At 51.0% G+C, this 22,898-nt stretch carries 21 protein-coding genes; 13 read left to right on the plus strand and 8 right to left on the minus strand.

What is annotated here, in order from left to right:
• Window positions 1-75 precede the first annotated feature (75 nt).
• Window positions 76-2,238, plus strand: a complete 2,163-nt coding sequence (locus BLW33_RS08655) for a YhgE/Pip domain-containing protein (protein ID WP_090307681.1) — start codon at window positions 76-78, stop codon at window positions 2,236-2,238.
• A gap of 18 nt (window positions 2,239-2,256) precedes the next feature.
• Window positions 2,257-2,505: a TIGR03905 family TSCPD domain-containing protein gene (locus BLW33_RS08660; RefSeq protein ID WP_090307686.1), complete on the plus strand. Its 249-nt coding sequence runs from the start codon at window positions 2,257-2,259 to the stop codon at window positions 2,503-2,505.
• Between the two features lie 124 nt (window positions 2,506-2,629).
• Here BLW33_RS08660 and BLW33_RS08665 read toward each other — a convergent pair whose 3' ends face one another.
• A complete protein-coding gene (locus BLW33_RS08665) occupies window positions 2,630-3,391 on the minus strand; it encodes a tRNA1(Val) (adenine(37)-N6)-methyltransferase (protein ID WP_090307689.1) in 762 nt (253 codons plus the stop codon).
• Between the two features lie 341 nt (window positions 3,392-3,732).
• On the opposite strand from BLW33_RS08665, the gene BLW33_RS08670 reads away from it, so the two are divergent.
• The gene (locus tag BLW33_RS08670) at window positions 3,733-5,811 is read left to right on the plus strand and encodes a hypothetical protein (RefSeq protein WP_090307690.1); all 2,079 of its coding nucleotides are present in this window, start codon (window positions 3,733-3,735) and stop codon (window positions 5,809-5,811) included.
• A 68-nt stretch (window positions 5,812-5,879) separates the two neighbouring features.
• On the opposite strand, the gene BLW33_RS08675 is transcribed toward BLW33_RS08670, so the two are convergent.
• Complete coding sequence (locus BLW33_RS08675) at window positions 5,880-6,680, minus strand: HAD-IIA family hydrolase (RefSeq protein ID WP_090307693.1); 801 nt, start codon at window positions 6,678-6,680, stop codon at window positions 5,880-5,882.
• Window positions 6,681-6,841: 161 nt separating this feature from the next.
• On the opposite strand from BLW33_RS08675, the gene BLW33_RS08680 reads away from it, so the two are divergent.
• Window positions 6,842-7,225 carry a hypothetical protein gene (locus BLW33_RS08680; RefSeq protein ID WP_090307695.1) on the plus strand — a complete coding sequence of 128 codons (384 nt, stop codon included), beginning with the start codon at window positions 6,842-6,844 and terminating at the stop codon, window positions 7,223-7,225.
• Window positions 7,226-7,288: 63 nt separating this feature from the next.
• Here BLW33_RS08680 and BLW33_RS08685 read toward each other — a convergent pair whose 3' ends face one another.
• Window positions 7,289-8,749: a DUF6056 family protein gene (locus tag BLW33_RS08685; RefSeq protein WP_090307698.1), complete on the minus strand. Its 1,461-nt coding sequence runs from the start codon at window positions 8,747-8,749 to the stop codon at window positions 7,289-7,291.
• 182 nt (window positions 8,750-8,931) lie between these two features.
• Between BLW33_RS08685 and mtnK the strand changes: the two genes are divergently transcribed.
• From mtnK to BLW33_RS08725, 8 genes are all read left to right on the plus strand, one after another.
• Window positions 8,932-10,206 (plus strand): S-methyl-5-thioribose kinase, encoded by a 1,275-nt coding sequence (gene mtnK / locus BLW33_RS08690; protein WP_090307701.1) that lies wholly within the window; start codon window positions 8,932-8,934, stop codon window positions 10,204-10,206.
• A 102-nt stretch (window positions 10,207-10,308) separates the two neighbouring features.
• On the plus strand, window positions 10,309-10,947 hold the full coding sequence (locus BLW33_RS08695) for an ABC transporter ATP-binding protein (RefSeq protein WP_090307704.1): 639 nt from the start codon (window positions 10,309-10,311) through the stop codon (window positions 10,945-10,947).
• Window positions 10,937-11,731: an ABC transporter permease gene (locus BLW33_RS08700; protein WP_090307705.1), complete on the plus strand. Its 795-nt coding sequence runs from the start codon at window positions 10,937-10,939 to the stop codon at window positions 11,729-11,731. The genes BLW33_RS08695 and BLW33_RS08700 overlap by 11 nt, the downstream gene beginning before the upstream one ends.
• 96 nt (window positions 11,732-11,827) lie before the next feature.
• A complete protein-coding gene (locus BLW33_RS08705; RefSeq protein WP_090307708.1) occupies window positions 11,828-12,382 on the plus strand; it encodes a TetR/AcrR family transcriptional regulator in 555 nt (184 codons plus the stop codon).
• 170 nt (window positions 12,383-12,552) lie between these two features.
• Entirely contained in the window at window positions 12,553-13,227 is a 675-nt protein-coding gene (hypB, locus tag BLW33_RS08710; protein ID WP_090307710.1) for a hydrogenase nickel incorporation protein HypB, read from the plus strand.
• Window positions 13,209-15,935 carry an FAD-dependent oxidoreductase gene (locus BLW33_RS08715; protein WP_090307713.1) on the plus strand — a complete coding sequence of 909 codons (2,727 nt, stop codon included), beginning with the start codon at window positions 13,209-13,211 and terminating at the stop codon, window positions 15,933-15,935. The genes hypB and BLW33_RS08715 overlap by 19 nt, the downstream gene beginning before the upstream one ends.
• A gap of 2 nt (window positions 15,936-15,937) precedes the next feature.
• Window positions 15,938-16,291 carry a hydrogenase maturation nickel metallochaperone HypA gene (locus BLW33_RS08720; RefSeq protein WP_090307716.1) on the plus strand — a complete coding sequence of 118 codons (354 nt, stop codon included), beginning with the start codon at window positions 15,938-15,940 and terminating at the stop codon, window positions 16,289-16,291.
• 27 nt (window positions 16,292-16,318) lie between these two features.
• Window positions 16,319-17,377, plus strand: coding sequence for a DUF5692 family protein (locus BLW33_RS08725; protein WP_341456154.1), 1,059 nt, complete (start codon window positions 16,319-16,321; stop codon window positions 17,375-17,377).
• A 112-nt stretch (window positions 17,378-17,489) separates the two neighbouring features.
• Here the strand turns inward: BLW33_RS08725 and fba are convergent, their stop codons facing one another.
• Complete coding sequence (fba, locus tag BLW33_RS08730) at window positions 17,490-18,353, minus strand: class II fructose-1,6-bisphosphate aldolase (protein ID WP_090307722.1); 864 nt, start codon at window positions 18,351-18,353, stop codon at window positions 17,490-17,492.
• A gap of 262 nt (window positions 18,354-18,615) precedes the next feature.
• Between fba and BLW33_RS08735 the strand changes: the two genes are divergently transcribed.
• Window positions 18,616-19,620 (plus strand): FUSC family protein, encoded by a 1,005-nt coding sequence (locus BLW33_RS08735; RefSeq protein WP_176966682.1) that lies wholly within the window; start codon window positions 18,616-18,618, stop codon window positions 19,618-19,620.
• Window positions 19,621-19,639: 19 nt separating this feature from the next.
• Here the strand turns inward: BLW33_RS08735 and BLW33_RS08740 are convergent, their stop codons facing one another.
• The 4 genes from BLW33_RS08740 to cysK all read right to left on the minus strand — a co-directional run bounded on the left by BLW33_RS08740 (window position 19,640) and on the right by cysK (window position 22,854).
• Complete coding sequence (locus tag BLW33_RS08740; protein WP_090307728.1) at window positions 19,640-20,374, minus strand: hypothetical protein; 735 nt, start codon at window positions 20,372-20,374, stop codon at window positions 19,640-19,642.
• The gene (locus BLW33_RS08745; protein WP_090307731.1) at window positions 20,361-20,891 is read right to left on the minus strand and encodes an ECF transporter S component; all 531 of its coding nucleotides are present in this window, start codon (window positions 20,889-20,891) and stop codon (window positions 20,361-20,363) included. The genes BLW33_RS08740 and BLW33_RS08745 overlap by 14 nt, the downstream gene beginning before the upstream one ends.
• 23 nt (window positions 20,892-20,914) lie before the next feature.
• Window positions 20,915-21,856, minus strand: a complete 942-nt coding sequence (gene metA, locus BLW33_RS08750; protein ID WP_090307733.1) for a homoserine O-acetyltransferase MetA — start codon at window positions 21,854-21,856, stop codon at window positions 20,915-20,917.
• A gap of 74 nt (window positions 21,857-21,930) precedes the next feature.
• Window positions 21,931-22,854: a cysteine synthase A gene (gene cysK / locus BLW33_RS08755; RefSeq protein WP_090307736.1), complete on the minus strand. Its 924-nt coding sequence runs from the start codon at window positions 22,852-22,854 to the stop codon at window positions 21,931-21,933.
• Window positions 22,855-22,898 lie beyond the last annotated feature (44 nt).

Genomic DNA, 22,898 nt, shown 5'->3' on the forward strand with positions numbered 1-22,898 from the left:
GCAAAGAAAAAAATTGTGATGGCCCTTTTCTGCATGCTATAATAGGTGGGTTCACTTGAATTGAAAAGGAGAAGTATGAAGAATATCATTGCAATTTTCAAGCGGGATTTGCGACGGCTCCTGGCCAGTCCCGTGGCCATGATCATCATGGTCGGACTCATTATCATCCCGTCCCTTTATGCCTGGTTCAATATTGCGGCCAACTGGGACCCCTATTCCAACACGGGCAATATCGCCATTGCGGTATCCAATGAGGATGCGGGGACAACAGTTGCCGGAGCTACCATTAATGCCGGTGAAAAGGTCGTGGGAGAGCTTAAGGCCAACGACGCCATGGACTGGACCTTTGTAGACCGGGATGAGGCCCTGGAGGGGGTGCGCAGCGGTGAGTTTTACGCAGCCGTCATCATCCCTAAAGCCTTTAGTAAGGATATGACCAGTATCTTAAGCGGCTCCATTGAAAAGCCGGTGCTGGAATACTACCTCAATGAGAAAACCAACGCTATTGCCAATAAAATGACAAATGTGGGGGTGGATACAGTACAGACCAAGGTCAACCAGGCCTTTGTGGAAACCGTCACTCTGGTGGCCGGTCAGCTGATGAATGTTTCAGCCAACGCCATCAACCAGTCGGACCCCATTGATACCCTGGTTAAAAATATGGAGGAAGTCAGCACCTCCATTTCGGATTTCAAGGTCACCATCGCCGCCATTAAAAATGCCAGTGCATCGGCCCGGAGTATGTTGGGGGCAGCCCAAAATTTATTTCCCGGGGCCCAGCAGCTTCTCGCCGATGGACAGGTCCTTAGCAGCGATAGCCGAGGCCTGATCGATAGTGGCCGGACACTGTCAGCCCGGATGAATGCTTCCATGGCATCGATTTTGGAAATCCTTCATCAAACCAGCACGGCCACCACCAAGGCCCTGCGAAATCTGGCCTCCCAGACAGGGGCGGATAGCCAGACTGTGGCCACACAGCTGGAGGCCCTGGCGGACAACAGCGGCAATATGATTGAAATTTGCAATAAAACCATTGGGGTCTTAACCAGCCTGGAAAACGTCATGCCCAGTCAGAAGGATACCATCGAGAGTGCCATTGCCACCCTCCGGGAAATCATTGCGGACCAACAAAAGCTGGCCACGAATCTGAACACCGCAGCGGGACAGATCCGTCAAAGCGGACAGATCTCCCAGGAGACCCTGGGTGGGCTGGCAGATGAAAACGCAGCAGTGGATACGAAGCTTTCGGAGCTGACCACCACCTATCAAACCCAAATTGCCCCAGCTCTGGACACCGCAGCCGGCGATGTGTACAATAGTCTGGGGGATTTATCCAGCTTTTTAAGCGCCGCATCGGGAAGCATCTCCGGGATCAATGATGCCCTGGGAAGCATGGGCAGTGCCCTGGATTCCGGTAATTTGGCCATGGATAATGTCATCGTCATCCTGGACCGCACCCAGGGTAAGATCACCGATATTGTCAACAACCTAAAAAGTGTGAAAAGCGATTCCCGCTGGGGCCAGCTCATGAATATCATGCGCATCGATCCGGAAACCGGGGCCAGCTTCATCGCTTCGCCGGTGGATCTGAAAACCACCAGCTTTTACCCCGTGGCTAATTATGGCGCCGCGATGACACCCTTTTATACCACCCTTTGCCTCTGGGTTGGGGGGCTGGTGTTGGTGGCGCTTATTAAGACGGATGTGAAGCATCCCGAGGACTTTGAGAACCTTCAGCCCTGGCAGATTTTCTTTGGGCGCTATCTGATTTTCCTGGCGGCAGCCCTGCTCCAGGGGCTGGTGGCCTGCCTGGGGGATATCTTCATCCTAAGGGTGGAGATGGTCAGTCCAGCTCTGTTTATCGTCATTGGCCTTTGGACCTCGGTGGTGTACAGCTTCTTCATTTACACCCTGACGGCGGCCTTCGATGAAGTGGGAAAGGCCATCGCGGTGCTGATTATGGTCATCCAGGTGGCGGGGTCCGGCGGGACCTTCCCCATCCAGGTGCTGCCAGGATTTTTCCAGGCCCTCAATCCCTACATGGCCTTTACCTACAGCATCGGGGCCATGCGGGAGGCTGTGGCGGGCTTGTACGACCACTACTTCCTCCACGATATGCTGGCACTTTTAGGTTATGTGGGGGTATCGCTCCTTATTGGGCTGGTGCTCCACAAGCCACTTCTGAGGTTAAATGCCTTTTTTAAACGTAAATTAGAAGATACTGGATTATTTGGATAAAAAGTGAGGAGAATATTAATGAAACATACCTATCAAACCACGGGAACGTGTTCGAAGACCATCACCTTTGAAATGGAGGACGACATCGTCCACAATATTGAATTTACCGGGGGATGTAGCGGGAACCTCCAGGTTATTGCCAGCCTGGTGGATGGCTGCAGTGCCGAGGAAATCATTGGGAAATGCCAGGGAATCACCTGTGGCTCCCGGGCAACCAGCTGTGGGGATCAGCTGGCCAGGGCTTTGCGAAAGGCCCAGGAAGCGTAAGTAGGCAGGTGGACTTCCGCAAAGGATATGTCCACCTGCCCTTTGGTTGTGGATACCGCTGCGGCAATAATGCGTATTCCCGCTTCGTCCCAGCAAATTCAGCGGACGGACAGCACCACTTCACTTACCGCGGTGTCGGACCATCCGTCCCATAAATGGCATTAATGGCATCGCTGTAGGAACCATCGGCATTGTAGACGACAAGGGGAGGCTCTACCTTAAGGTTGGGCTTCCCTTTTTTCATAGCCTCCACCAGAATCAGATTTGCCGGCCGGTGGGCATAGGGATGGACGGTCACAAGGCGTTTGGCCTCAAGTCCATCGGCCCGGAGGGCGCAGAGCACATCCCCCAGTCGGTCTGCCCGCTGGACCAGGAAGAGCTTTCCCCGATCCTTGAGCATCACCCGGGCAAAATGGGTGACATCGCTAATGGTACAGCACAGCTCGTGGCGGGAAATAGCCATGGTCTCACTGGGGTTCTTCATCCCCCGATCCATGCGCATATAGGGTGGATTACAAACCACCACATCGGTGTTTGAAGAATGGAAGGCTGGACCAGGATTTCGAAGGTCCCCGTGGTGGATATGGATGATGTCCGAAAGGCCATTGAGTTCGACATTACGTCTGGCCAGGTCCACCATGTTTTCCTGGATTTCCAGGGCATCGATCTGCTTCGTTCCAGTTCGTCCGTAGAGGAGTAGGGGGAGAATGCCTGTTCCGGTTCCCAAATCAATGGTTTTGGTTTTACGGGTAATGGCACTAGAGGCAAACCAGGCCAAAAGGACCGCATCAATTCCAAAGCAAAAAAAATCAGGATTTTGTATGATTTTGAGCCCATTGAGATCTAAATCCTCCAGCCGTTCTCCAATTTTGATAAGATGTTCCATGGTTTTCCTTTCAAGCTCGTGTTATCAAAGATTTATCCACAATCTGTGGATAAGTAAAAATGGCTTATTCAGGGGATAGATGTGGGATCAAAAAGACGCAACCCCGATGGGAGGGGCCTTTAAGGGATTGTGCATAATATCCACCGAGTTATCCACATTTCAACAAAAAATGTGGATAAATTTAAAGATTGTCGCGAAAAAGCCAAGTTGGAGTATTTAATATACCATAAGTTATCCACAATATGAGTACATTTTGGTTTTTTTCTTTTCTATTAAAGCTTTCTTTGCTATAATACAAATAATTATGCAACGATTACGGGGATTATCATGTTCAAAGAAAGATGGGTGAGACCATGGACAACGAAAACAATCTGAACAACCATCATGAGGTCGAAGAAATCCTCCAAAAAAAAGAGGACCTGATGGCGTTGCTCAAAAACAACGAAACGAAGTTAGAACAGCGGGTCGGCGCTTTGGAAGAACGGCTGGAGAAATCCCGGCGTAAAAGCCATCTGCCACCCAAGCACCGTATGGTGGATAAAAACCAGATGGATCGTATTGATGCTCTGTTTGAACAGGCTGTGGGCCGGAGCAAGGGGATCGTGGTGCCATCAGCGGAAGAGCTTGATGCGAAAGCCGAAGTCTTGGATTTAAGTGTTTTGGAAGCGGCGAAGGAACGCTTGGGCATCACAACGCAGTCCGAGGTGCCCGGGGAGGAATCCGCCGATGTCTCCACAGAACCAGAGAGCCAAACCGAAATTCAGGTTGAGGAAGCAGAATCTGCTGAAGCAGAAATGCCTTCCTTTATTGAGGAAGCTCCCATAACGCCTTCAGCGTCTCCCGCAGAAGACTTTCCCATCACGGATTTAAAGCATCCATCGGAAATTCAGGCGCAAACCGTAATGGAAGCGGTGGAAACCGAAGTTGAACCGGAAATAGAAAGCGAAGCATTTCTTGAGGAAAAACCACTCCAAGAGTTGGAACCCGAGGTCCCCCAGGCGCTTTTCTGGGAGGAAGAAACCCTGACCGAAACCTCTGTGGAAGAGCCGTTGCAGGCAGCCCCTCTTTTTGAAGAAGAGGCACTGCCTGATCTAGAGGAAGAAGTACTGGAAGAACAGACCGAGCCAGAGCCTGATTTCCTCTGGGAAGAAGAAGCGGTTATTGAGGAAGAAGCGGCCATTGAAGAAGCGGCTGAGGGAAGTGCGCCTTCTGAGGCAATCGATTGGGGCATTGAAACCCTGACCGAGGTGCCAGAATCGGCGCCTCTGGAAATAGCTCCTGCAGCGGTGGACATTCCAGAGGAAGCTGTCCTTTCGGTTCAGGAAACGGTCCCGGCTGAAATCCCCGTTCCCATGGACCCTGCTGCGGCCATGGATGAATTCTTCCGGATTTCCCAGGAAGAGGAGGATATTCCATCTATTTTGGATAAAAAGATGCCTTCGGTAACCCTTGCCCAGGAAAGTATTGAGATGGCGGCACCGGAGGAAGATGCCCCCGCCTTGTGGGAGGAAGAAGACCTCTCCGCCACCGAAGCCCTGGTAGATTCGGTTGAAGAGCCAGTGGTTGGGGCACAGATGGAAAGTTTGGGGGTTGTCGAAACTGAGGAAGCGGTTGTACTTCCCACTACCGAGGCTTCTTTATTTGAAGAAGAGCCAGAAACCCTGGAGGATGAACCCCTTTTCGAAGAAGAGGCCCTTTTTGAAGAGGATGTCAAATTTGAGGAAGAAATTCTTTTTGAGGATGATCAATTTGAAGAAGATGTGCTGTTCGAAGAAGAGCCCTTCTTTGATGCGGTGGATTCCCCAATTGAAGCGATAGAGTCTGTCGATTCTCTCTTTGAAGAGGAAGTGATGGCAGACACAGAGGAAGATCTTTTTGAAACGGAGGATATATCGGCGGAGTCTGAGAAATCCGAAGATAGCCTCTTTGAAAGTGAAGAAATCCTGGAAGAAGAAAAAAATGCGGGTACCGGCTTGGGGGAGTCCCAACCCATCAATGGACAGAATGGCGCCATTGGAACCATGATGGGGGTAATGCCTGAGGCGGAGAAAGAATCGACAATACCCCGGGGTCGGATAATCCTGGCAGGTGCCATTGCCGGAATTGCGATCCTTGGGTTTATCATCTTTTGTTTCTTTTGCTACTCACTGTTTAATCGGGTGGACTACCTGACCATCGGGATTGTCGCCATCTTTATGATCCTGACCTTTGATATGTCCACCATTGCCACCATGGCCACTACCGTGGCGATTATGGCAGCCTATTTTGTTATGGAAATTTATTGGGCAGGAACTCAGGGTCTGGCCTTTAGCACCAGCAATATTTTTATGGTCATTTTTATTCCTGTGCTGTTAGTCTCCAGCTCCTTCTTTGTGCAGATGCTGATGGCGGCCTATTGCCCCAAAAATCGTCGGGAATAGCAAAGGGCCATTCCGGAGAAAGATGAAGATGCAATAAAAAAACTCCCCAGGGAGTTTTTTTATTGGCACTAATTGTTATGTGTAAGGGGGATATCTCCCACACCCTCTAAAATAAATTGAGGTCGGTAGGGATAGAGATTGATATTATCCATATTGGTCACTCCGGAAAGGACTAAGATTGTATGCATCCCGGATTCGATTCCAGAAATAATATCGGTGTCCATGCGGTCTCCGATGATGGCCGCTTTTTCGGAGTGGGTGCCCAGAAGGCGAATTCCCGTGCGCACCATCAGAGGATTGGGTTTACCGACGAAATAAGCCTCTACCCCAGTGGCAATCTCGATGGGGGCGGTAAAGGCTTTACAGGCCGGTGCGATACCATCCTCAATGGGACCGGTGAGATCGGGATTCGTCCCGATGAGTTTGGCTCCCTTCATCACCAGGTTTACCGCCTTTAAAATCGTTTCGTAATTGTAATTATGGCCTTCACCAACCACTACGTAATCCGGGTTAACATCATTCATGGTAATGCCCACGTCGTATAGAGCATTAATGAGGCCAGGTTGTCCAATGACATAAGCAGAACATCCCGGGGCTTGGCTGGCTAAAAATTTGGCAGTAGCCAGGGCACTGGTATAAAAATGGCTCTCATCAATATCCAGCCCCAAACGTGCCAATTTTTCCTTTAATTCAACAGGGGAACGGTCACTGGAATTGGTCAGAAAGAGGAAATTCTTATCTTCCCGATACAGCCAATCCACAAATTCCGGGACCCCTGGCAGCAGTCGGTTACCATGGTAGATGACACCGTCCATATCACAGATGAAGCCCTCAATTTCATGCAGGGTCTCTTTTAGATTTTCATTCATGTTTGATTTTACCTCCATTAAGGAATATAAGTCCATTATACTCACAACCCCTTTAAAGAACAAGGGAAAACCCATCAAGTTTCTGTTAAAAAACACACGTCCGTCACAGGAGTATGCTATAATGGAAAAAAATCATAAAATTTAAGAGGAGTAACAAAAGCGTGAAGAAAAAGGAACTAATCATTGCCGCCATGATCCTAATTGTGGTCTGCATCGGTGGGGCATTTGGCTTTACAGCGCTGGGGAATAGCCTAAAGGGGGGAGATTCCGGATCTGCAGTCAGTATTGTCGGTCAGTGGACGGAAGACTCTACCGGTGTTGCCGTCACCTTTACGTCTGATGGTGTTTTTAAGATTATGGAGGGAGATGCAGCAACCTACACCCTGGATAAGGAAAACAGTACCATTACCCTAAAATATGCCCAAGCCTATGGCGGTCAGGAAACAACCATGACCTACGCAGTGACAGAGGCTAAACTGACATTGACCAATGGCGTGACTGGGGAGGTACAGACGTATACCCGCCAGGCCGAAAGCACGAATTAACTGAGAAATCCACTAAAAAACCAGCGGAGGAGAAGATCTTCTGCTGGTTTTTTAGTGGGTATTTTATTGAAGACGTACGGACCGTTTACCATAGTATTGGGCTGTGGCGATATTACGCCAATCCCATTGATTCTCCTTAATATCGTCATAGTAAAGAAGGTGAGGCTTTACCGTTAATTTTGAAACAGAGACCTCGCTCAATGTTTTGTTTGTGTAGAGGGCCATTCGGTCTTCCGATTCCCAGGCGTAGGCTCGGGCGGAACCATCCAGTAGGGACTGGGCAGCAGAAAGACTGGCCGCATTGGGGTGGGCCATTAGTGTGACGATTATGGCGAAACCGCCTAAAAGCACTGCGGCCTTTTTTTTATGGGGGAGAGCCAGGCTGAAAGAACGTGGCTTTTTTGAACGGGCGAGACGATGGACGGCATAACCACCCCAGTAGGTCAGCAAACCGGCAGCGAGGAAAACCGCATTAAAAAACTGAATGTCCAGCACACGCCCCTCCCAGTGGAGGGATGAGAGACCTAAGCCGTAAATAACCGGTGAATAACCCGCACAATAAAGGGAAAATCCAAGGCCAGTCAGGCATAGGGGATGGGGGCAGGCCCAGTTTTTTTGACGGATAAGGGGCACTAAGGCCAGGGCAATCAGTCCAGAGCAGATGAGGACAGGGAGTGACCAAAAGCCAATAAGATAGGAACCACCGGCGCCCAAAGACTTGGCGATGGCAGAAAAGACCGTATCCTGTTGGATGAGTGTCTTTGCAACATCGGCCTGTCGAACACTATTTCCAGGAGCAACGGCAGCCAATAGAAAGCCGCCCAAACTGCTCAGAAAAACCAAAAGCACTTCTTGGAAATGACTGGCCGGCCAGCGCCATAGCACAAAGGTTGCTGTGGCTAAAAGTAGGAGGAAGGTAACGGCCAGGGCGAAATTGGCACCGCCACAGAAAAAGCTTAAAAGCAAGGCGGAAAAGGTAAGAATTCCCTTTTCCAGGCCATGGCTGCGGTAGGCCTTCAGGATCAGGGCTAAATCCAGCAGACAAAGGCTGTAGATAAAGGTGTAAGAAATGGCACCATCAAACCAGTACATGCCCTGAACCGGAGAAGGCATGAATTGTGTCATAAGAAGGGAAAGAAGAAGTGCAACGACGATGGCAACATGGCGGGGTCCCCCTAAATAATGGACGATAATTTCCCAAGACAGGATGATAAGGCAAAGGACGAGGCTGAGGATAATCATGGCGGCTACCATACCATAAAGCCCGAAAATATGGGGTTGAAGGGCCCCTAAAAAGGTCGAGGTAAAATTACCATCCCAGGACCACCATTTATCCACCATAGTGTTCCAGGCAGTGGCTAGGACCATCAGCAAAGAGTGGCTGGATTGCCAGACTTGGTTGGTGGCGGCGCCATACATATAATCATCTGCTGAGGGCTGGTCGTATTTTGCAATAACCAGTAGTGGAATCATCATCAGGATTAGAGTGCCGATGATGATTTTCCAGAATTTTTTAGTATTCAATGGGAATCTCCTCTTATGGTTGGATTAATGGTAATGCGTTACTTTAGCATAATAAGGAAAAAAATAGCTTAAATCAAAGGGATAACCACGAAAAATCCCCTATAAAGTAAAAATAATTCCCTTTAACCCGTTACATGAGGGTGCTATACTAAATGAGGACAACTATGTCCACCGAGAGGTGAATGATGTTTAAGGACTTAAATAAAGAAAGCGTCATCGACTATATCAAAACCCAAACCACCCTCTTTCCGGAACAGGCGGAATTAAAGGTGTATGAAATTGGTGAGGGGGAAGAGGACGGCGACGGCTTCATTAATTTTTTATATCGGGTGTGGCAAACCGGGGGACGTTCGGTCATCGTTAAGCAGGCAAAGACCTACTATAAAGCTTTTGGTGAGGGGGAAGGTCCCTTTGTGCCGGACCGCAATGCCCTGGAGGCAGATATTCTGCGGCTAAAATATGCCATTACACCAGAGTACATCCCCCAGATTTATCATATCGATCTGGTGAACCATATCTATATTTGTGAGGATTGTGGACATCTGAATATTCTGCGCTTTGAACTGATGAAGGGGAAATCCTTTCCGGGATTGGCAGAGCACATTGGGGCTTTCATCGCCCGGAATAATTTCTATACATCAGAGGTTTATCTGGACCCCCAGACCCATAAGGAGTTGGAGGCCAAATTCATCAATCCCCATATGCGCAAGATTTTTGAAACAGGCTTATTTTTAAAGGACGAAAGTGCCTTTGAGAACCGGGACCCTCATCACAATCCCGATGCTGACCCCATTCGCCTGGCCATGGGAGATGCACCCTGGGAAAGCATGGCCTTTCGTACGGAGATGCTGAAACTCCGCCATATCCATATGAAGAAAAGTGAGTGTCTGGTCCACGGCGATCTCCATACCTCCAATATTATGGTAGGCGGAGATGAGATGAAGGTTATCGATATGGAATACACCTATATGGGGCCATTATCTGCGGATATGGGCTATCTCATGGGGAGTGTATTGTATGAATATATCCGCTGGTTCTATATGCCGGATCGGCCCGCAGCCCAGTGCGAGGCCATGCGGGAATATGTCCTTGATCTGATGCGGGGAATTCTCAATAGCTATATTGAGGTGTATAGGGCCTGCTGGGATGCCGATGCCCGGGTGACCTACAAAGGCTACGATGATTATCGGGAATTTGTCCTGGCTAATTGGTTCCACGAAATGGTTGGCTTTACGGGCTGTCAGGTTATCAGCCGTGTGGGAGGACTGGTGCCCTTGCCTGATTTTGATACCATTGCGGACAAACAGGATCAGTATGAAGCCTGTCGCATTGCCCTGATTTTGGCCAATTATTTTATTATGAATCGGGAAGAAGTGGCCGATATCGATGATTTTATGGCGCGTATCGTTAAAATGACCAAGCAGTCCCGGGCAGTCTTCCAGGCTGCACGACCTTAATTGGAGTACAGAGGATGGGAATCGGTGGATTCCCTTTTTTGTGCAAGAAGATAGGCATTTGAAGCAGACTGGGAGGCATCGCGGTTGCGGGAGGAGGAACGGATGATGATCGAAATGGAGGGTGTGGGATTTAGAGGAATCGTTGAGTACCCCCTGATTCAAATTCCAAAGGGAAGGGCAACCTTTATCCTGGGGAAAAGCGGCAGCGGGAAGAGTACGCTGCTGCGTCTCATCAATGGAACGGCCCAGCCAACCAAGGGGGTCATCCGCCTGGAGGGGGCGGACATCGCCCAGATGGATGGGGTGGCGCTGCGTCGCCGGGTACTGCTGGTGGATCAGACGCCCTATCTCTTTGGGGGAAGCATTGCAGAAAATGTGGCAACGTATTACAGTTATCGTGGCTTGCAGCCACCATCGCCGGAGGCTATGGTGAGGTACTTGGCCCTGTGTCAGGCACCCTACACCCTGGATTGGAATACGGAGCCTCTGTCCGGGGGCGAACGGCATCGGGTGTTCCTGGCCATTTTTCTGTCCTTTGAGCCGGAGGTTTTGATGCTGGATGAACCCACTGCGGCCTTGGATGAAGAGACCGCCATGGCTTTGATGGATGCCATTACCACCGATTGCCGGAAACGGGGGACGACCCTTTTGGTGGTCAGCCATAACCGTAAAGTGGCGGAGGCCTACGCTGATGGGTGCATTACCCTGGGGGACAAGTCGGAGGGACACCATGGCAAATAGTGGCATCGTTCAGATTAATATCCTCCAATTTTTGCTGATTTACCTGCTGCTCCTTGTTGTCCTGGCGGTTATGAAGGGCAGTCACATCGACCAGACGAAGCTGCTTTTAATTGGGAGTATGCGAATGACGGTCCAGCTGGTGCTGGCGGGGCTGATTCTAACCTATGTGCTTAAAAATCCCCATCCACTGTTTACCGTGGCTTATATTCTGGCCATGATTCTTTTTGCAACCCTACGGGTTTATAAAAAATGCCCCGTTCTCAACCGGGCGTTTAAGGGGATTATTCTATTGTCCATGGCGGTATCGGGAATTTCGGTTCTGGCCTTTTTTCTCTGTGGAGTGATTGGAGAGAATTTCTTTAATCCCCAATATGCCATTCCCATCTCAGGCATGATTTTTGGCAATGCCATGACGGGGATGAATTTAGGGCTCAAGGCCTTTTTTGATGGCCTGGAGGATAATGCGCTGAGAATCCGTGTCTTAACCAATCTAGGGGTTGCCCCGAAAAAAATATTGATGCCCTTTGTGAATAATGCCTTGGAAACGGCCCTGCTGCCAACCCTGAATAATATGGTGGGGATGGGGATTATCTCTCTGCCTGGAATGATGACGGGCCAAATTCTTTCCGGAACTTTACCCACCACGGCCATCCTCTATCAGATTGCGGTGATCATTGCCATTTGTACCGTGGTATGTTTGTCGGTATTTGGGGCATTGTATTGGGGGAGTCGGACGTTGTGGGATGATAAGGGGTGCATCTCGGTAAAGTCTAAGGATTGCTGAAGCATTCAGGGCATCCCTAGAGCTTCACACCAAAATATGCTATAATAAAGACAAGATTTCACATGGAAGGAAAGGGGTGCAGCCCCGGGTGAAGCGATGTCCCAGATTACAAAGAAAGCCATGGCCACCGCTCTAAAGGAGCTTTTATCAGAGAAACCCCTGGATAAAATCACAGTGGTGGATTTGGCAGAGTGCTGCGGGGTCAACCGGAAAACCTTCTACTACCATTTTAAAGATATTTACGATCTCATCGATTGGATCTTTCTGGGGGAAGTTCAGGAAGCCTTAGATGGCAAGCGTTCCTATGAAACCTGGCGCCAGGGGGCCCTTCAGGTGTTAAAATACGCAGCGGAAAATCGACAGCTGGTGATTAACGCCTACCATTCCATCAATCGCGATCAGCTTATTGATTATTTGTATAAGCTGAATTATAAGCTGGTTATGGGGGTGGTTGAGGAGCAATCTGCCGGGCGAAATATTCCCCGGGAGGACCAGGAATTCGTTGCGGATTTTTACAAGTTTGCCTTTGTCGGCTTGATTCTGGACTGGATAAAAACCGGTATGCAGGCTGACCCGGAAAAAATCATTGATAAGCTGTGGATTACCATCCATGGAAATATCGCCCGGGCCTTAGATGGTTTTGAGGGGTGACACCCAAGTATTAAACGATAGCATTGAGATGCTGTCGTTTTTTTGTATACATTTACCCAGTTTAACGCATATGGGGTAAAACGTTACAGTTGGAAACCTTTGACCGTGGCAGAACCGGCCTGGGGGGTGTATTATTTCGTTAAAGAATAAACAATATCGAGGTGAGGGATATGGATGCATTTCGCGTGATCGAAGTCAAACGCAGCGTCTTTGATAACAATGACAAGCAGGCAGAGGCACTGCGACAGGATTTAAAGGATCGGGGGATCTTTTTGCTCAATCTGATGTCCTCCCCGGGGTCGGGAAAGACCACGACCCTGGTGGGGACGGTAAAGGCTCTAAAGGGGGATTTATCCATGGGGATCATGGAGGCGGACATCGATTCTGATGTGGATGCCCGGACCATGGAGGCCCTGGGGGTCAAGGTGGTCCAGCTCCATACCGGTGGGATGTGCCATCTGGATGCAGATATGACAAAGCAGGGCTTACAGGCCCTGGAGAGTGATGGTTTGGATTTGGTGGTTCTGGAAAATGTGGGGAATTTGGTGTGTCCGGCGGAGTTTGACACCGGAGCGGTAAAGAATGTCATGATTCTCTCAGTGCCCGAGGGGGATGACAAGCCCCTGAAGTATCCCCTGATGTTTTCTGTCTGTGATGTGGTGTTGATTAATAAAATCGATGTGCTGCCCTACTTCGATTTTGATATGGAAGCCTGTGTGGCGGCCATTAGAGAACGTAATCCCAGGGCGGTTATTATCCCCGTCAGCGCAAAAACCGGGGAGGGGATGGATGTGTGGACCAATTGGTTAAGAGAGGAGTGTCAAAAATGGCAAAATCAGAATTGAGACCGAAGATTGTCAAGCTGGCGAAGATGGTGGGTGGCGTAGCTGGTGCCATGAATAAAATCGATGGGGATCAGCCAGAGTACTATGCTTTAGATGGAGTCGTCACCGATGAGATGGCCGATGTGGCCTTGGTTATGGGTCTTCGAAAGCCCCGGACCTTTGAATACATTCTTAAAAAATGCAAAAGGACACCCGAGGACACCCAGAGGATTTTAGATGAGCTCACCCAGGTTGGGGTGGCTAAGGTATGGACAGATCGGAGCGATGGCAAGCCCCGGTATTTTGTGAATATCTTTGCTCCGGGGATGCTGGAGATGATGGTAAACAATCGGGAACAGCTGGCAGCCCATCCCGAAATCGGCCGGGCCTTTGAGGAGTACACCAGAAGGCGTCTGGCCCCCATGGCTGCCATGTTCCCAGAGGGGATGGCCATGATGCGCATCATTCCGGTGGAGGATGCGGTGAAGGATGATCCGGGGGTGCAGCCCTGGGAAAAGCTGTCCTACTATTTGGATAAATACGACACCTTCAGCGTGTCGGACTGCTCTTGCCGCCAGTCCCGGAAGGTGATGGGGGATGGCTGTGGCCATTTGGATAAGGATATCTGTATCCAGATGGGGACCGGAGCCGAGTACTATATTAAAACCGGCCGGGGGCGCCAGATTTCCCGGGAGGAAGCCGAGGAAATTTTAAAATTTGCCGAGGATAACGGTTTAATGCACGAAATGCCAGCCACAGAAGAGCTGGGGGAATCCGCAGCCATTTGTAATTGCTGCAGCTGCTCCTGCTTCTCCATGCGCCTGGCCACTTACTTTGAAACACCCGATGCCATCCGCTCCAATTATACGGCGGTGGTGGAGCCCTTAGACTGTGTAGCTTGTGGCCAATGCGTGGAAAACTGCCCCACCAATGCCTTAAAGCTGGGTCATAGCCTGTGTGCCACCAAGCCAGTGGTACCGAAGAAGCCGGCCGCCACCGCCAGGGATCATGCCTGGAGTGAAAAGAACTGGAATGTGGATTACCGCACCAATCGGGAGGATGTCGCTCCAGAAGGAACGGCACCCTGTAAAACGGCCTGTCCGGCCCATATTGCCGTTCAGGGCTATATCAAGCTGGCAGCCCAGGGGCGCTATATGGAAGCCCTGGAGCTCATTAAAAAAGAAAACCCCTTCCCGGCGGTTTGCGGCCGGATCTGTCCCCATGGCTGTGAGGATGAATGTACCCGGGGGAATATTGACGAGCCCATCGCCATCGATGAAATCAAGAAATTTATCGCAGACCAGGAGCTGGATACTGAAAAACGCTTTGTGCCGAAGAAGCGGTATCACCTGGGAAATAAAATTGCCATTATTGGTGGGGGACCGGCGGGGTTGGCCTGTGCCTATTACTTGGCCCTGGATGATTATGCGGTGACCGTCTTTGAACGGGAAGAAAAACTCGGGGGGATGTTGGCCATGGGCATTCCCGCCTTCCGTCTGGAAAAGGACGTGCTGGATGCGGAAATCGACGTACTGCGCCAGCTGGGGGTCCAGTTTAAAACCGGGGTCAATGTGGGTGAGGATATAACCTTAGATGATTTGAGAGCCCAGGGTTATGAAGCCTTTTACCTGGCCATTGGCGCCCAGGGTGGACGGCAGCTTGGAATCGACGGGGAGGATGCCCAGGGTGTGATGACCGGGGTAGATTTCCTGCGGCAGGTGGCCCTGGGCCAGAAGCCTGAAATCAGCGGTAAGGTAGTGGTCATCGGCGGGGGCAATGTGGCCATTGATGTGGCCCGGACGGCCACCCGGGAATCCGTGGATTCGGTCCAGCTTTTCTGTCTGGAAAGTCCGGAGGAAATGCCGGCTCTGGATGAGGAAATCCATGAGGCCAAAGCTGATGCCGTGGCCTTTAACAATGGCTGGGGGCCAAAATCCATTCTGACCGAAGATGGGGCTGTTGTCGGCGTGGAATTCATGCGCTGTATTCAGGTCTTTGACGCCGAAGGGCACTTTGTACCCCAGTACGATGCAGCAGATACCCTTGTGGTGGATGCGGACACAGTTTTAGTATCTGTAGGTCAATCCATCGAATGGGGGAGCCTCCTTGCGGGGAGTACCGTGGAAACGGGACGGGGGAATACTGTCCAGGCAGATGACTTCACCTATCAAACCGCCCAGCCAGATGTCTTTGTAGGCGGAGATTGTTATACCGGACCTCAGTTCGCCATCAATGCCATTGCCGCCGGGAAGGAAGGCGCCATCTCCATCCATCGTTTTGTCCAGCCTGGTCAAAACTTGGTGTATGGGCGGGATCGCCGGGAATACCACGCCTTTGACAAGGATGGTGTGGCCATTGAAATCGGGAGCTTTGACAGCACGCCGCGTCAGCGCCCTGGGGTGGCGGAGGAAAATCGGGGGACCTTTAAGGATGATCGCCTGACCTTCACCGAGGAGCAGTTAAAGGCAGAAACCGAACGCTGCCTGGGCTGTGGTGCCGTCCAGGTGGACGACTATATGTGCGTGGGCTGCGGGATGTGTACCACCAAGTGCGCCTTTGATGCCATCCATTTGGTGCGCACCGGGGATTCCAAGCCCGATGTGTATGAAAAGCTCCCCATGAAGATTGCCGCCAATGCGGTGGTTCGGGGGAGTAAGATTGCCGGAAAATCCGTGGAAACCGGGGCAAAATTTGCAGAAGCCGCCGTTAAGCACTTCACCCGGAAATAGCCATGCATGAGCTTGGAATATTAAACGCCATGATCCACACCATCGAGGACACCCTCGCCTCTGAGGAGGGTGTCGCCGGGGTGGCGGAAATCGTGGTAGAGGTGGGGGAGCTTTCGGGCATCGTCCCCCGCTATCTGGAAGAATGCTGGCCCGCCGCTCGGTATAAGACCAGCATGGAGGAAACCAATTTGATTTTGGAAATCATCCCCGGCCTGGTAGAATGCCGGGGGTGCGGCACCATCTACAATGCCGTGGCGGAGGATTTCCACTGCCCGGTTTGTGGTGAAAAGGACTCGGAGATGATTTCCGGCAATGATTTGCTCATTAAGGAAATCCGGGTGATCGACACCGAGTGATTGACTGAGAAACAATAGAAAGAAGGGATTTTTGTGTTTGTTTTTTATGAAGGGGTGCCGGTGGCCCTCGTCATCCTGGTGTGGCTTTGCGTCTTTGGGGCACTCTTCGGTCTCAATGAAGTCACCCGCCGTTTTAAATGGGTGGGCTTTACCGCTTTTGTCATCCTCCCCATTATTTTAACCATCAGCTGGCTGACGGTGTTTAAGGATACGGCCTACATGGACTGGTTCCACTTAGCCAAGGTATACTCCTCCACAGCCGGCTGTATTGGTTTCTGGTGCATCCGGTTTATCAAGGGCTGGGATAAAAGCAAGATTGCCCTGTGCTTCCCGCCCCTTATTTTAGCCGTCAATATCTGCGAGGCCGTAGCCCGGGATTTTGAAATCGGCCATTATACGGTGCCGGTCATGGAGTTTATGAATAACCAGATCCAGTATTATATCGGCGGCCCCTGGAATGTGATGAACGGTATTGCCGGAATTTTAAACATCATTACCATCACCGGGTGGTTCGGGATTTGTATCCGTGCCGTTACCAAGAAGGATCACAGCCGGGATATGTTGTGGCCGGATATGCTGTGGTTTTGGATTGTGGCCTATGATTTGTGGAATTTTGCTTATACTTATAATTGCCTGCCAACCCACGCCTGGTACTGTGGCCTGGCCCTGCTGCTGGCTCCGACCCTGTGTGCCTTTACCCTGGGCAAGGGGGCTTGGCTCCAGCATCGTGCCCAAACTCTGGCCATGTGGTGTATGTTTGCCCAGACTGTACCGGCCTTCCAGGATGCCAGTGCCTTTATGGTGCACTCCTCCTCCAGCTATGCCATTGCAAAGGGCGCCATTGCCCAAGGGATGCTGGCACCCGATGGCTACACTGCCCTGGTGGCCCCTGGAGTTTATCAAATTGCCTCAGCTGCACCGCCCACTACAGCCCTTTTCATCATGAGCTTGTTGGCGCTGCTGGCCAATATCGCTGTCTTTGGCTATATGGTCTACAAGATCATCAAGACCCGTCGCAATCCCTACCTTGGAGAGCTGTACACGGATCTGCCGGTTTACAAGAAGATTAAGGCCTTGGCCCAGTAAATGGGAAAGCCAACCGGAGCCTTCTTATCGGGATTTTTAGTGGAAGAATAAAGAAAGAGGGACTGCACACCGTTTGGTGTGGCAGTCCCTCTTTTCATGAATCCAATCAGCCTCACGCCTTGTCGACGGAGCCAAACATTTCCATTTTTTCTTTAACCAGATCGATAACAGCCTGGGTACCGGGTGCTAAAAGCTTCCGGGGGTCAAAGCCCTTACCTTCTAAGTCTTTACCGGCATCAATGTATTTCCGGGTAGCGTCAGCAAAAACTAACTGACATTCGGTGTTCACATTGATTTTAGCCACACCTAAGCCAATCGCTTCCTTCACCATGGCGTCGGGGATACCGGTACCGCCGTGGAGGACTAAGGGCATATCACCGGTCTGTTCCTGGATTTTAGCCAGGACGTCAAAGTTCAGGCCTGCCCAGTTTTTAGGATATTTCCCGTGGATATTGCCAATACCGGCAGCCAGCATGGTTACCCCTAAATCGGCAATTTCCTTACATTCCATGGGATCGGCAAATTCGCCGGCGCCAATGACGCCATCTTCTTCACCACCGATGGAGCCAACTTCGGCTTCCAGGGAAATTCCTTTTTCAGCGCACAGGGCGATGAGTTCCTTGGTCTTTTCGATGTTTTCTTCAATAGGAAGGCTGGAGCCATCGAACATAACGGAAGAGAAGCCGGCTTCGATACAAGCCTTCGCAGCTTCGTAGGAACCGTGGTCTAAGTGCAGAGCAACCGGAACGGTAATGTTTAAACCATCAATCATAGCTTTGGTCATATCGGCCACCGTTTTAAAGCCACACATATATTTGCCGGCACCTTCCGATACACCGAGGATGATGGGGGAGTTCATTTCCTGGGCAGCGGTCAGGGCAGCCTTTGTCCATTCCAGGTTATTAATATTAATTTGAGCGACACCATAATGGCCAGCCTTGGCCTTTGTCAACATTTCTTTTGCGGATACTAACATTGAACTGATACCTCCTAAGGTTTTTGGTAAGTAAATTATAGCCTAAGGAGGGTAATAATTCAAGGAAATGATGTAAAAGTGACAATTAAGCTGAAATTTTTTCAATATTTCATGTAAATCCTTTTCTAATGATTGAAATAAAAGTCGATTCAAGAGATTATTGGTCATTTCCTTGACAAATTAAAAAAAGAGTCGGTATGATATTACCTTTAAAGATAAAGATAAAGCTAAAATATTTTGGATGATAGAAAAGGAGGTTTCAGTGAAAGAGCGAAAGAAAAGCTGGAAAGACTACGCCAAAGTGGTGATGACTAAACTACCGGTTTTTATTTTTTGTGTTATTTTTATCAGTGGCTATAGTCATTTTTTTGGTCAGGAGAACAGTATTGTCGGGGTAATCCTTCTGATGGGTTTGTTGATGCTTATGAAGGCAGATTTTGGGTATTCATCGGCGGTTTCAGGGGGACTGATCGCCATTACCTTTATAGGGATTGGGGGATTGGCACTGCTGGCGGGAGCTGGATTATGGTGGGGGCTTCTATGCCATATCATCGCCATGGTATGGATGTTGGCATTGGTGCGATATGATGTAAGCCACAGCCTATACCTCCCCTTTTTCATGGGATACGTCATGTTTGTCGGATACCCGGTTTCCGGGCATAGCGCTGAACTTCGAATGCTCAGCCTAATTATAATTGGGACGGCCATCGGACTGGTTCATTTTGTCTTAAATCGCAGTCAGGGCTCCCGGCATCCCTTCCGGGAAATGTGGGCGCCCTTTTCCTTGAAGGAAGGGCAGGCCCGATGGGCCACTACCCTGGGGGTTACTCTGGTACTGACTCTTTTCTTAGGAGAGGCCATGGGCTTCCCGAAGACTATGTGGATGGCCCTTTCCGTGGTTTCCTTGCTGACACCCCTGGAGGATGAGGTCCATAAACGGCAATGGCTGCGGGTTCCAGCGACGCTTCTGGGCTGCTTGCTGTTCTTTACGCTCTTTGGATATCTGATTCCAGAAAGCTACCAATCCACGGTTGTTTTGATGGCGGGCTTTATGTCCATGTTCATTAATTCTTATTTTATTAAGACCATTTATAATTCTTTCTCTGCCCTGGTGACCGCTACCCTGATCATGCCCACGGAGAGTGCCATTTGGTTACGGATTCTTGGAAATATTATTGGGTCCATCATCGCGGTAGCAGCCACCTATCTCTTTGCCAGGATCTGGAAAAAACAGGATGGCGGGGATGAGTATTCCTTAGATGCTTAATTGTAAAACCTTTTTAGGATTAGGCCTGAAAGCACCCCACAAGGGTCGTCGGAAACTGTTCCCTTAGATGAGGGAGGGCATCGGGTGAGGCCACGGCCAACACACAGCTGGAGGGCCCGCCGGATTGTCTCAGATCCAAGGCGCACTGGGTTTCAAGTTGGGCGGATAGGCCGTGGAGTTTAGCGGCGGTGCGGGCTTCATAGGCAATCCCCTTAGAGCCCACGGGAATGACTTCCCGGACCATGGAATTCGCCTTTAACGCCTGCAAATGGGCATAGGTAGCGATGGGCAGATCGGTATTGTGCAGAAAATCTATCCCGACCAAGGGGGTGCCAATACAGAGGATAATATCCCCAGCCTGACAGGATGGTGGGATAAAGGCACCGGGGAGGTATCCCACGGCGGCGGTGCCCACTCCGGTCATGGCGGTGGGAAAATTCTCCTCGGTGGAGCCTGTGAGGCAGTCCGGGGAAAGACCCGCCAGCTTTAGCTCATCGGAAAAGCCATGAATAATGGCTTCACCGGTGGGGGACATTTCCGAGCAGATGCCATCGGCCAGAATCAGGACCTCCGCGCCAATGGACAGAAGCTCAAAGAGGACCACCCGTGCCGACACCCGACCGCAGTGGTAGGGGGGACATTTCAGAAAATCCCCCGGTTTCTCACCGGTGCTGCCACAGCTATCGGCAGCCACCACCACGGTGCCCCCGGGGACTGGGGCAAGGGTTAAGTCCCGGTACTTACTGATGGCCATGGCTTTTGTGGGGGATGGCCGGCAGGGGCTGGAAGCGTGCCGGAAGGAGATTGTAGATGATGACGGCCAGCAGGACATTGAGGATGGCAGCAGGGAGCAGTGCCGGAATGAGGCTGATGGCCACGGGCAGGGTAAAAACAGGGGCTACGGCCAGCAGGGCGATGGGCACATTAACCATAACCGCCACCACACAGCCCAAGCCGTAGGCAAGGACGGGGTTCAGCTTTTTAAAGAGGCAGCCTTTAATGGTAAAGTAAAAGGCAATCATGGTCACAGACATCATGATGGCTGTGATGATATGGGCCGGCAGGGTAAAGGGGAATCCAGAAAGGGCGGCGGTGAGGAGATGGGCGATGGCAGCAATGACCGCTCCCCAGCCCCAACCCAAAATGAGGGTGGCCAAAAAAGCCGGCAGGGCATCAAAGGCGATGGAGCCCATAATTTTAATATTGGCGCCAACAAAGGCGAGGGCGATAAAAAGGGCCGCGTAAACGAGTTTTTTAGTTTTGTCATTCATGGTGTGAGAATCCTTTCAGTGCTTTAGCGTGATGTAAGATGAGTAAAATCAGGATGGTTATCCAGATTGAAGGGGGTTGCCTGATAGACGTAGTAATTCAGCCAGTTCTGATAGAGCAAATTGGCGTGTCCCCGCCAGCGGACCATGGGGGTCTGGGTGGGATCGTCATTGGGATAGTAATTGGAGGGGACCGTAATGGGCTTGCCCGCGGCAATATCCCGGTCGTATTCCTGCTTAAGGGTATTCGCATCATACTCACTGTGACCCGTCACAAAGAATTGGCGGCCCTTCATGGCCGAGGCGATGTACACCCCAGCATCCTCGGAAATCGCCTCCAGCATCAGCTCAGGCACCTTTTCAATATCCTCGGCCCGAACTTCGGAGTGCCGGGAGTGGGGAACGTAGAAGGTATCATCAAAGCCCCGGAACAGCGGACAATAATCCGGCTCAATATGATGGGGGAAGACCCCGAATAATTTTTCCTTGAGATCGTACTTCGGAACCCCGTAGTGGTGGTAGAGGGCCGCCTGGGCTCCCCAGCAAATGTGCCAGGTGGAGAAGACATGGGTCAGGCTCCAATCCATAATGTCCACCAGCTCATCCCAATAATCCACCTCTTCAAAGGGAAGGGATTCAATGGGGGCACCGGTGATGATCAAACCGTCAAAGTACTGGTTTCGTACCTCTGCCCAGGTTTTATAAAAGGTATCCAGATGGGCAAGGTCCGTGTTTTTACAGTCGTGGGTTTCGGATTGCAGGAGGGTGATATCCACCTGGAGGGGAGTGTTACCAATGAGGCGCAGGAGCTGGGTCTCTGTGGCAATCTTGGTGGGCATCAGGTTCATGATGGCCACCCGCAGGGGGCGGATATCCTGGGTGTCCGCCCGGCCTTTGGCCATCACAAAGATATTTTCATTCTCTAGGGTGGTAAAGGCAGGGAGGTTATCGGGTATTTTAATGGGCATCGTTTTTACCTCGTTTATTTATTTGAATTAGAAGGGCAAGTGCAGTGGTGGGGTGGCGGAAATCCGTGGTTACGCTATTGAAACAAGGGGGTGGAGAGATAGCGTTCCCCGGTATCGGGGAGGAGCAGGACAATGGTTTTGCCTGCATTTTCGGGGCGGCGGGCCAGGATAAGGGCCCCCTCCAGGGCGGCCCCGGCAGAAATGCCGGAGAGCAGGCCCTCGCACCGGGCAAGCATTCGGGAGGCATTGTAGGCGGCCTGGTCAGAAACCGGGAGGATTTCATCGATGATTTCCACATTGAGGACACTGGGAATGAAATTGGCCCCCAGACCCTGGAGGTTATGGGGCCCCGCTGGTCCCCCGGAGAGGACCGGGGAATTTTCCGGCTCCACCGCAACGATGCGAATCTCCGGATTCTTTTCCTTTAGCACCTCGCCGACCCCCTGGATGGTCCCACCGCTGCCAACTCCAGCGACAAAGTAATCCATGTTGCCCTGGGTGTCCGACCATAGCTCCCGGGCGGTGGTTTCATGATGGGCCGCCACATTGGCGGGGTTGTCGAATTGGCCTAGAAGAATGGCTCCGGCAATGGCATCCCGCAGCTCTTCGGCCTTGGCAATGGCGCCACCCATGGCGGCGGAACCATTGGTAAGGACAATTTCCGCACCGTAGGCCATGAGGAGGGCCTTGCGCTCCGGGCTCATGGTCTCCGGCATGGTGAGAATCAGGTGGTACCCCCGGAGGGCACACACCATGGCCAGGCCAATGCCGGTGTTGCCGCTGGTGGGCTCGATAATGGTGCCCCCCGGTTTTAACAGCCCCTTGGCCTCGGCATCATCAATCATGGAGAGGGCTACCCGGTCCTTGACGCTGCCCCCGGGGTTAAAAGACTCCAGCTTAGCCAGAAGGTCCGCCTTTAGGTCTTCCCGCTTTATAATATGGTTTAAGCGAAGGAGGGGTGTATGGCCAATGAGTGTCGTTAAATCATCAATAATCATAATTTCGGTGCCTTTCGTTTAAGCGGTATTTTTAATACCGATTA

The sequence above is a fragment of the Eubacterium aggregans genome (assembly GCF_900107815.1).
In the GTDB taxonomy this organism is placed as follows: domain Bacteria; phylum Bacillota; class Clostridia; order Eubacteriales; family Eubacteriaceae; genus Eubacterium_O; species Eubacterium_O aggregans.

Coding starts and splice junctions, on each gene's coding strand:
- BLW33_RS08655 (WP_090307681.1), top strand. CDS start 76: ATGAAGAATATCATTGCAATTTTCAAGCGGGATTTGCGACGGCTCCTG.
- BLW33_RS08660 (WP_090307686.1), top strand. CDS start 2,257: ATGAAACATACCTATCAAACCACGGGAACGTGTTCGAAGACCATCACC.
- BLW33_RS08665 (WP_090307689.1), bottom strand. CDS start 3,391: ATGGAACATCTTATCAAAATTGGAGAACGGCTGGAGGATTTAGATCTC.
- BLW33_RS08670 (WP_090307690.1), top strand. CDS start 3,733: ATGGGTGAGACCATGGACAACGAAAACAATCTGAACAACCATCATGAG.
- BLW33_RS08675 (WP_090307693.1), bottom strand. CDS start 6,680: ATGAATGAAAATCTAAAAGAGACCCTGCATGAAATTGAGGGCTTCATC.
- mtnK (WP_090307701.1), top strand. CDS start 8,932: ATGATGTTTAAGGACTTAAATAAAGAAAGCGTCATCGACTATATCAAA.
- BLW33_RS08695 (WP_090307704.1), top strand. CDS start 10,309: ATGATGATCGAAATGGAGGGTGTGGGATTTAGAGGAATCGTTGAGTAC.
- BLW33_RS08700 (WP_090307705.1), top strand. CDS start 10,937: ATGGCAAATAGTGGCATCGTTCAGATTAATATCCTCCAATTTTTGCTG.
- BLW33_RS08705 (WP_090307708.1), top strand. CDS start 11,828: ATGTCCCAGATTACAAAGAAAGCCATGGCCACCGCTCTAAAGGAGCTT.
- hypB (WP_090307710.1), top strand. CDS start 12,553: ATGGATGCATTTCGCGTGATCGAAGTCAAACGCAGCGTCTTTGATAAC.
- BLW33_RS08715 (WP_090307713.1), top strand. CDS start 13,209: ATGGCAAAATCAGAATTGAGACCGAAGATTGTCAAGCTGGCGAAGATG.
- BLW33_RS08720 (WP_090307716.1), top strand. CDS start 15,938: ATGCATGAGCTTGGAATATTAAACGCCATGATCCACACCATCGAGGAC.
- fba (WP_090307722.1), bottom strand. CDS start 18,353: ATGTTAGTATCCGCAAAAGAAATGTTGACAAAGGCCAAGGCTGGCCAT.
- BLW33_RS08740 (WP_090307728.1), bottom strand. CDS start 20,374: ATGGCCATCAGTAAGTACCGGGACTTAACCCTTGCCCCAGTCCCCGGG.
- BLW33_RS08745 (WP_090307731.1), bottom strand. CDS start 20,891: ATGAATGACAAAACTAAAAAACTCGTTTACGCGGCCCTTTTTATCGCC.
- metA (WP_090307733.1), bottom strand. CDS start 21,856: ATGCCCATTAAAATACCCGATAACCTCCCTGCCTTTACCACCCTAGAG.
- cysK (WP_090307736.1), bottom strand. CDS start 22,854: ATGATTATTGATGATTTAACGACACTCATTGGCCATACACCCCTCCTT.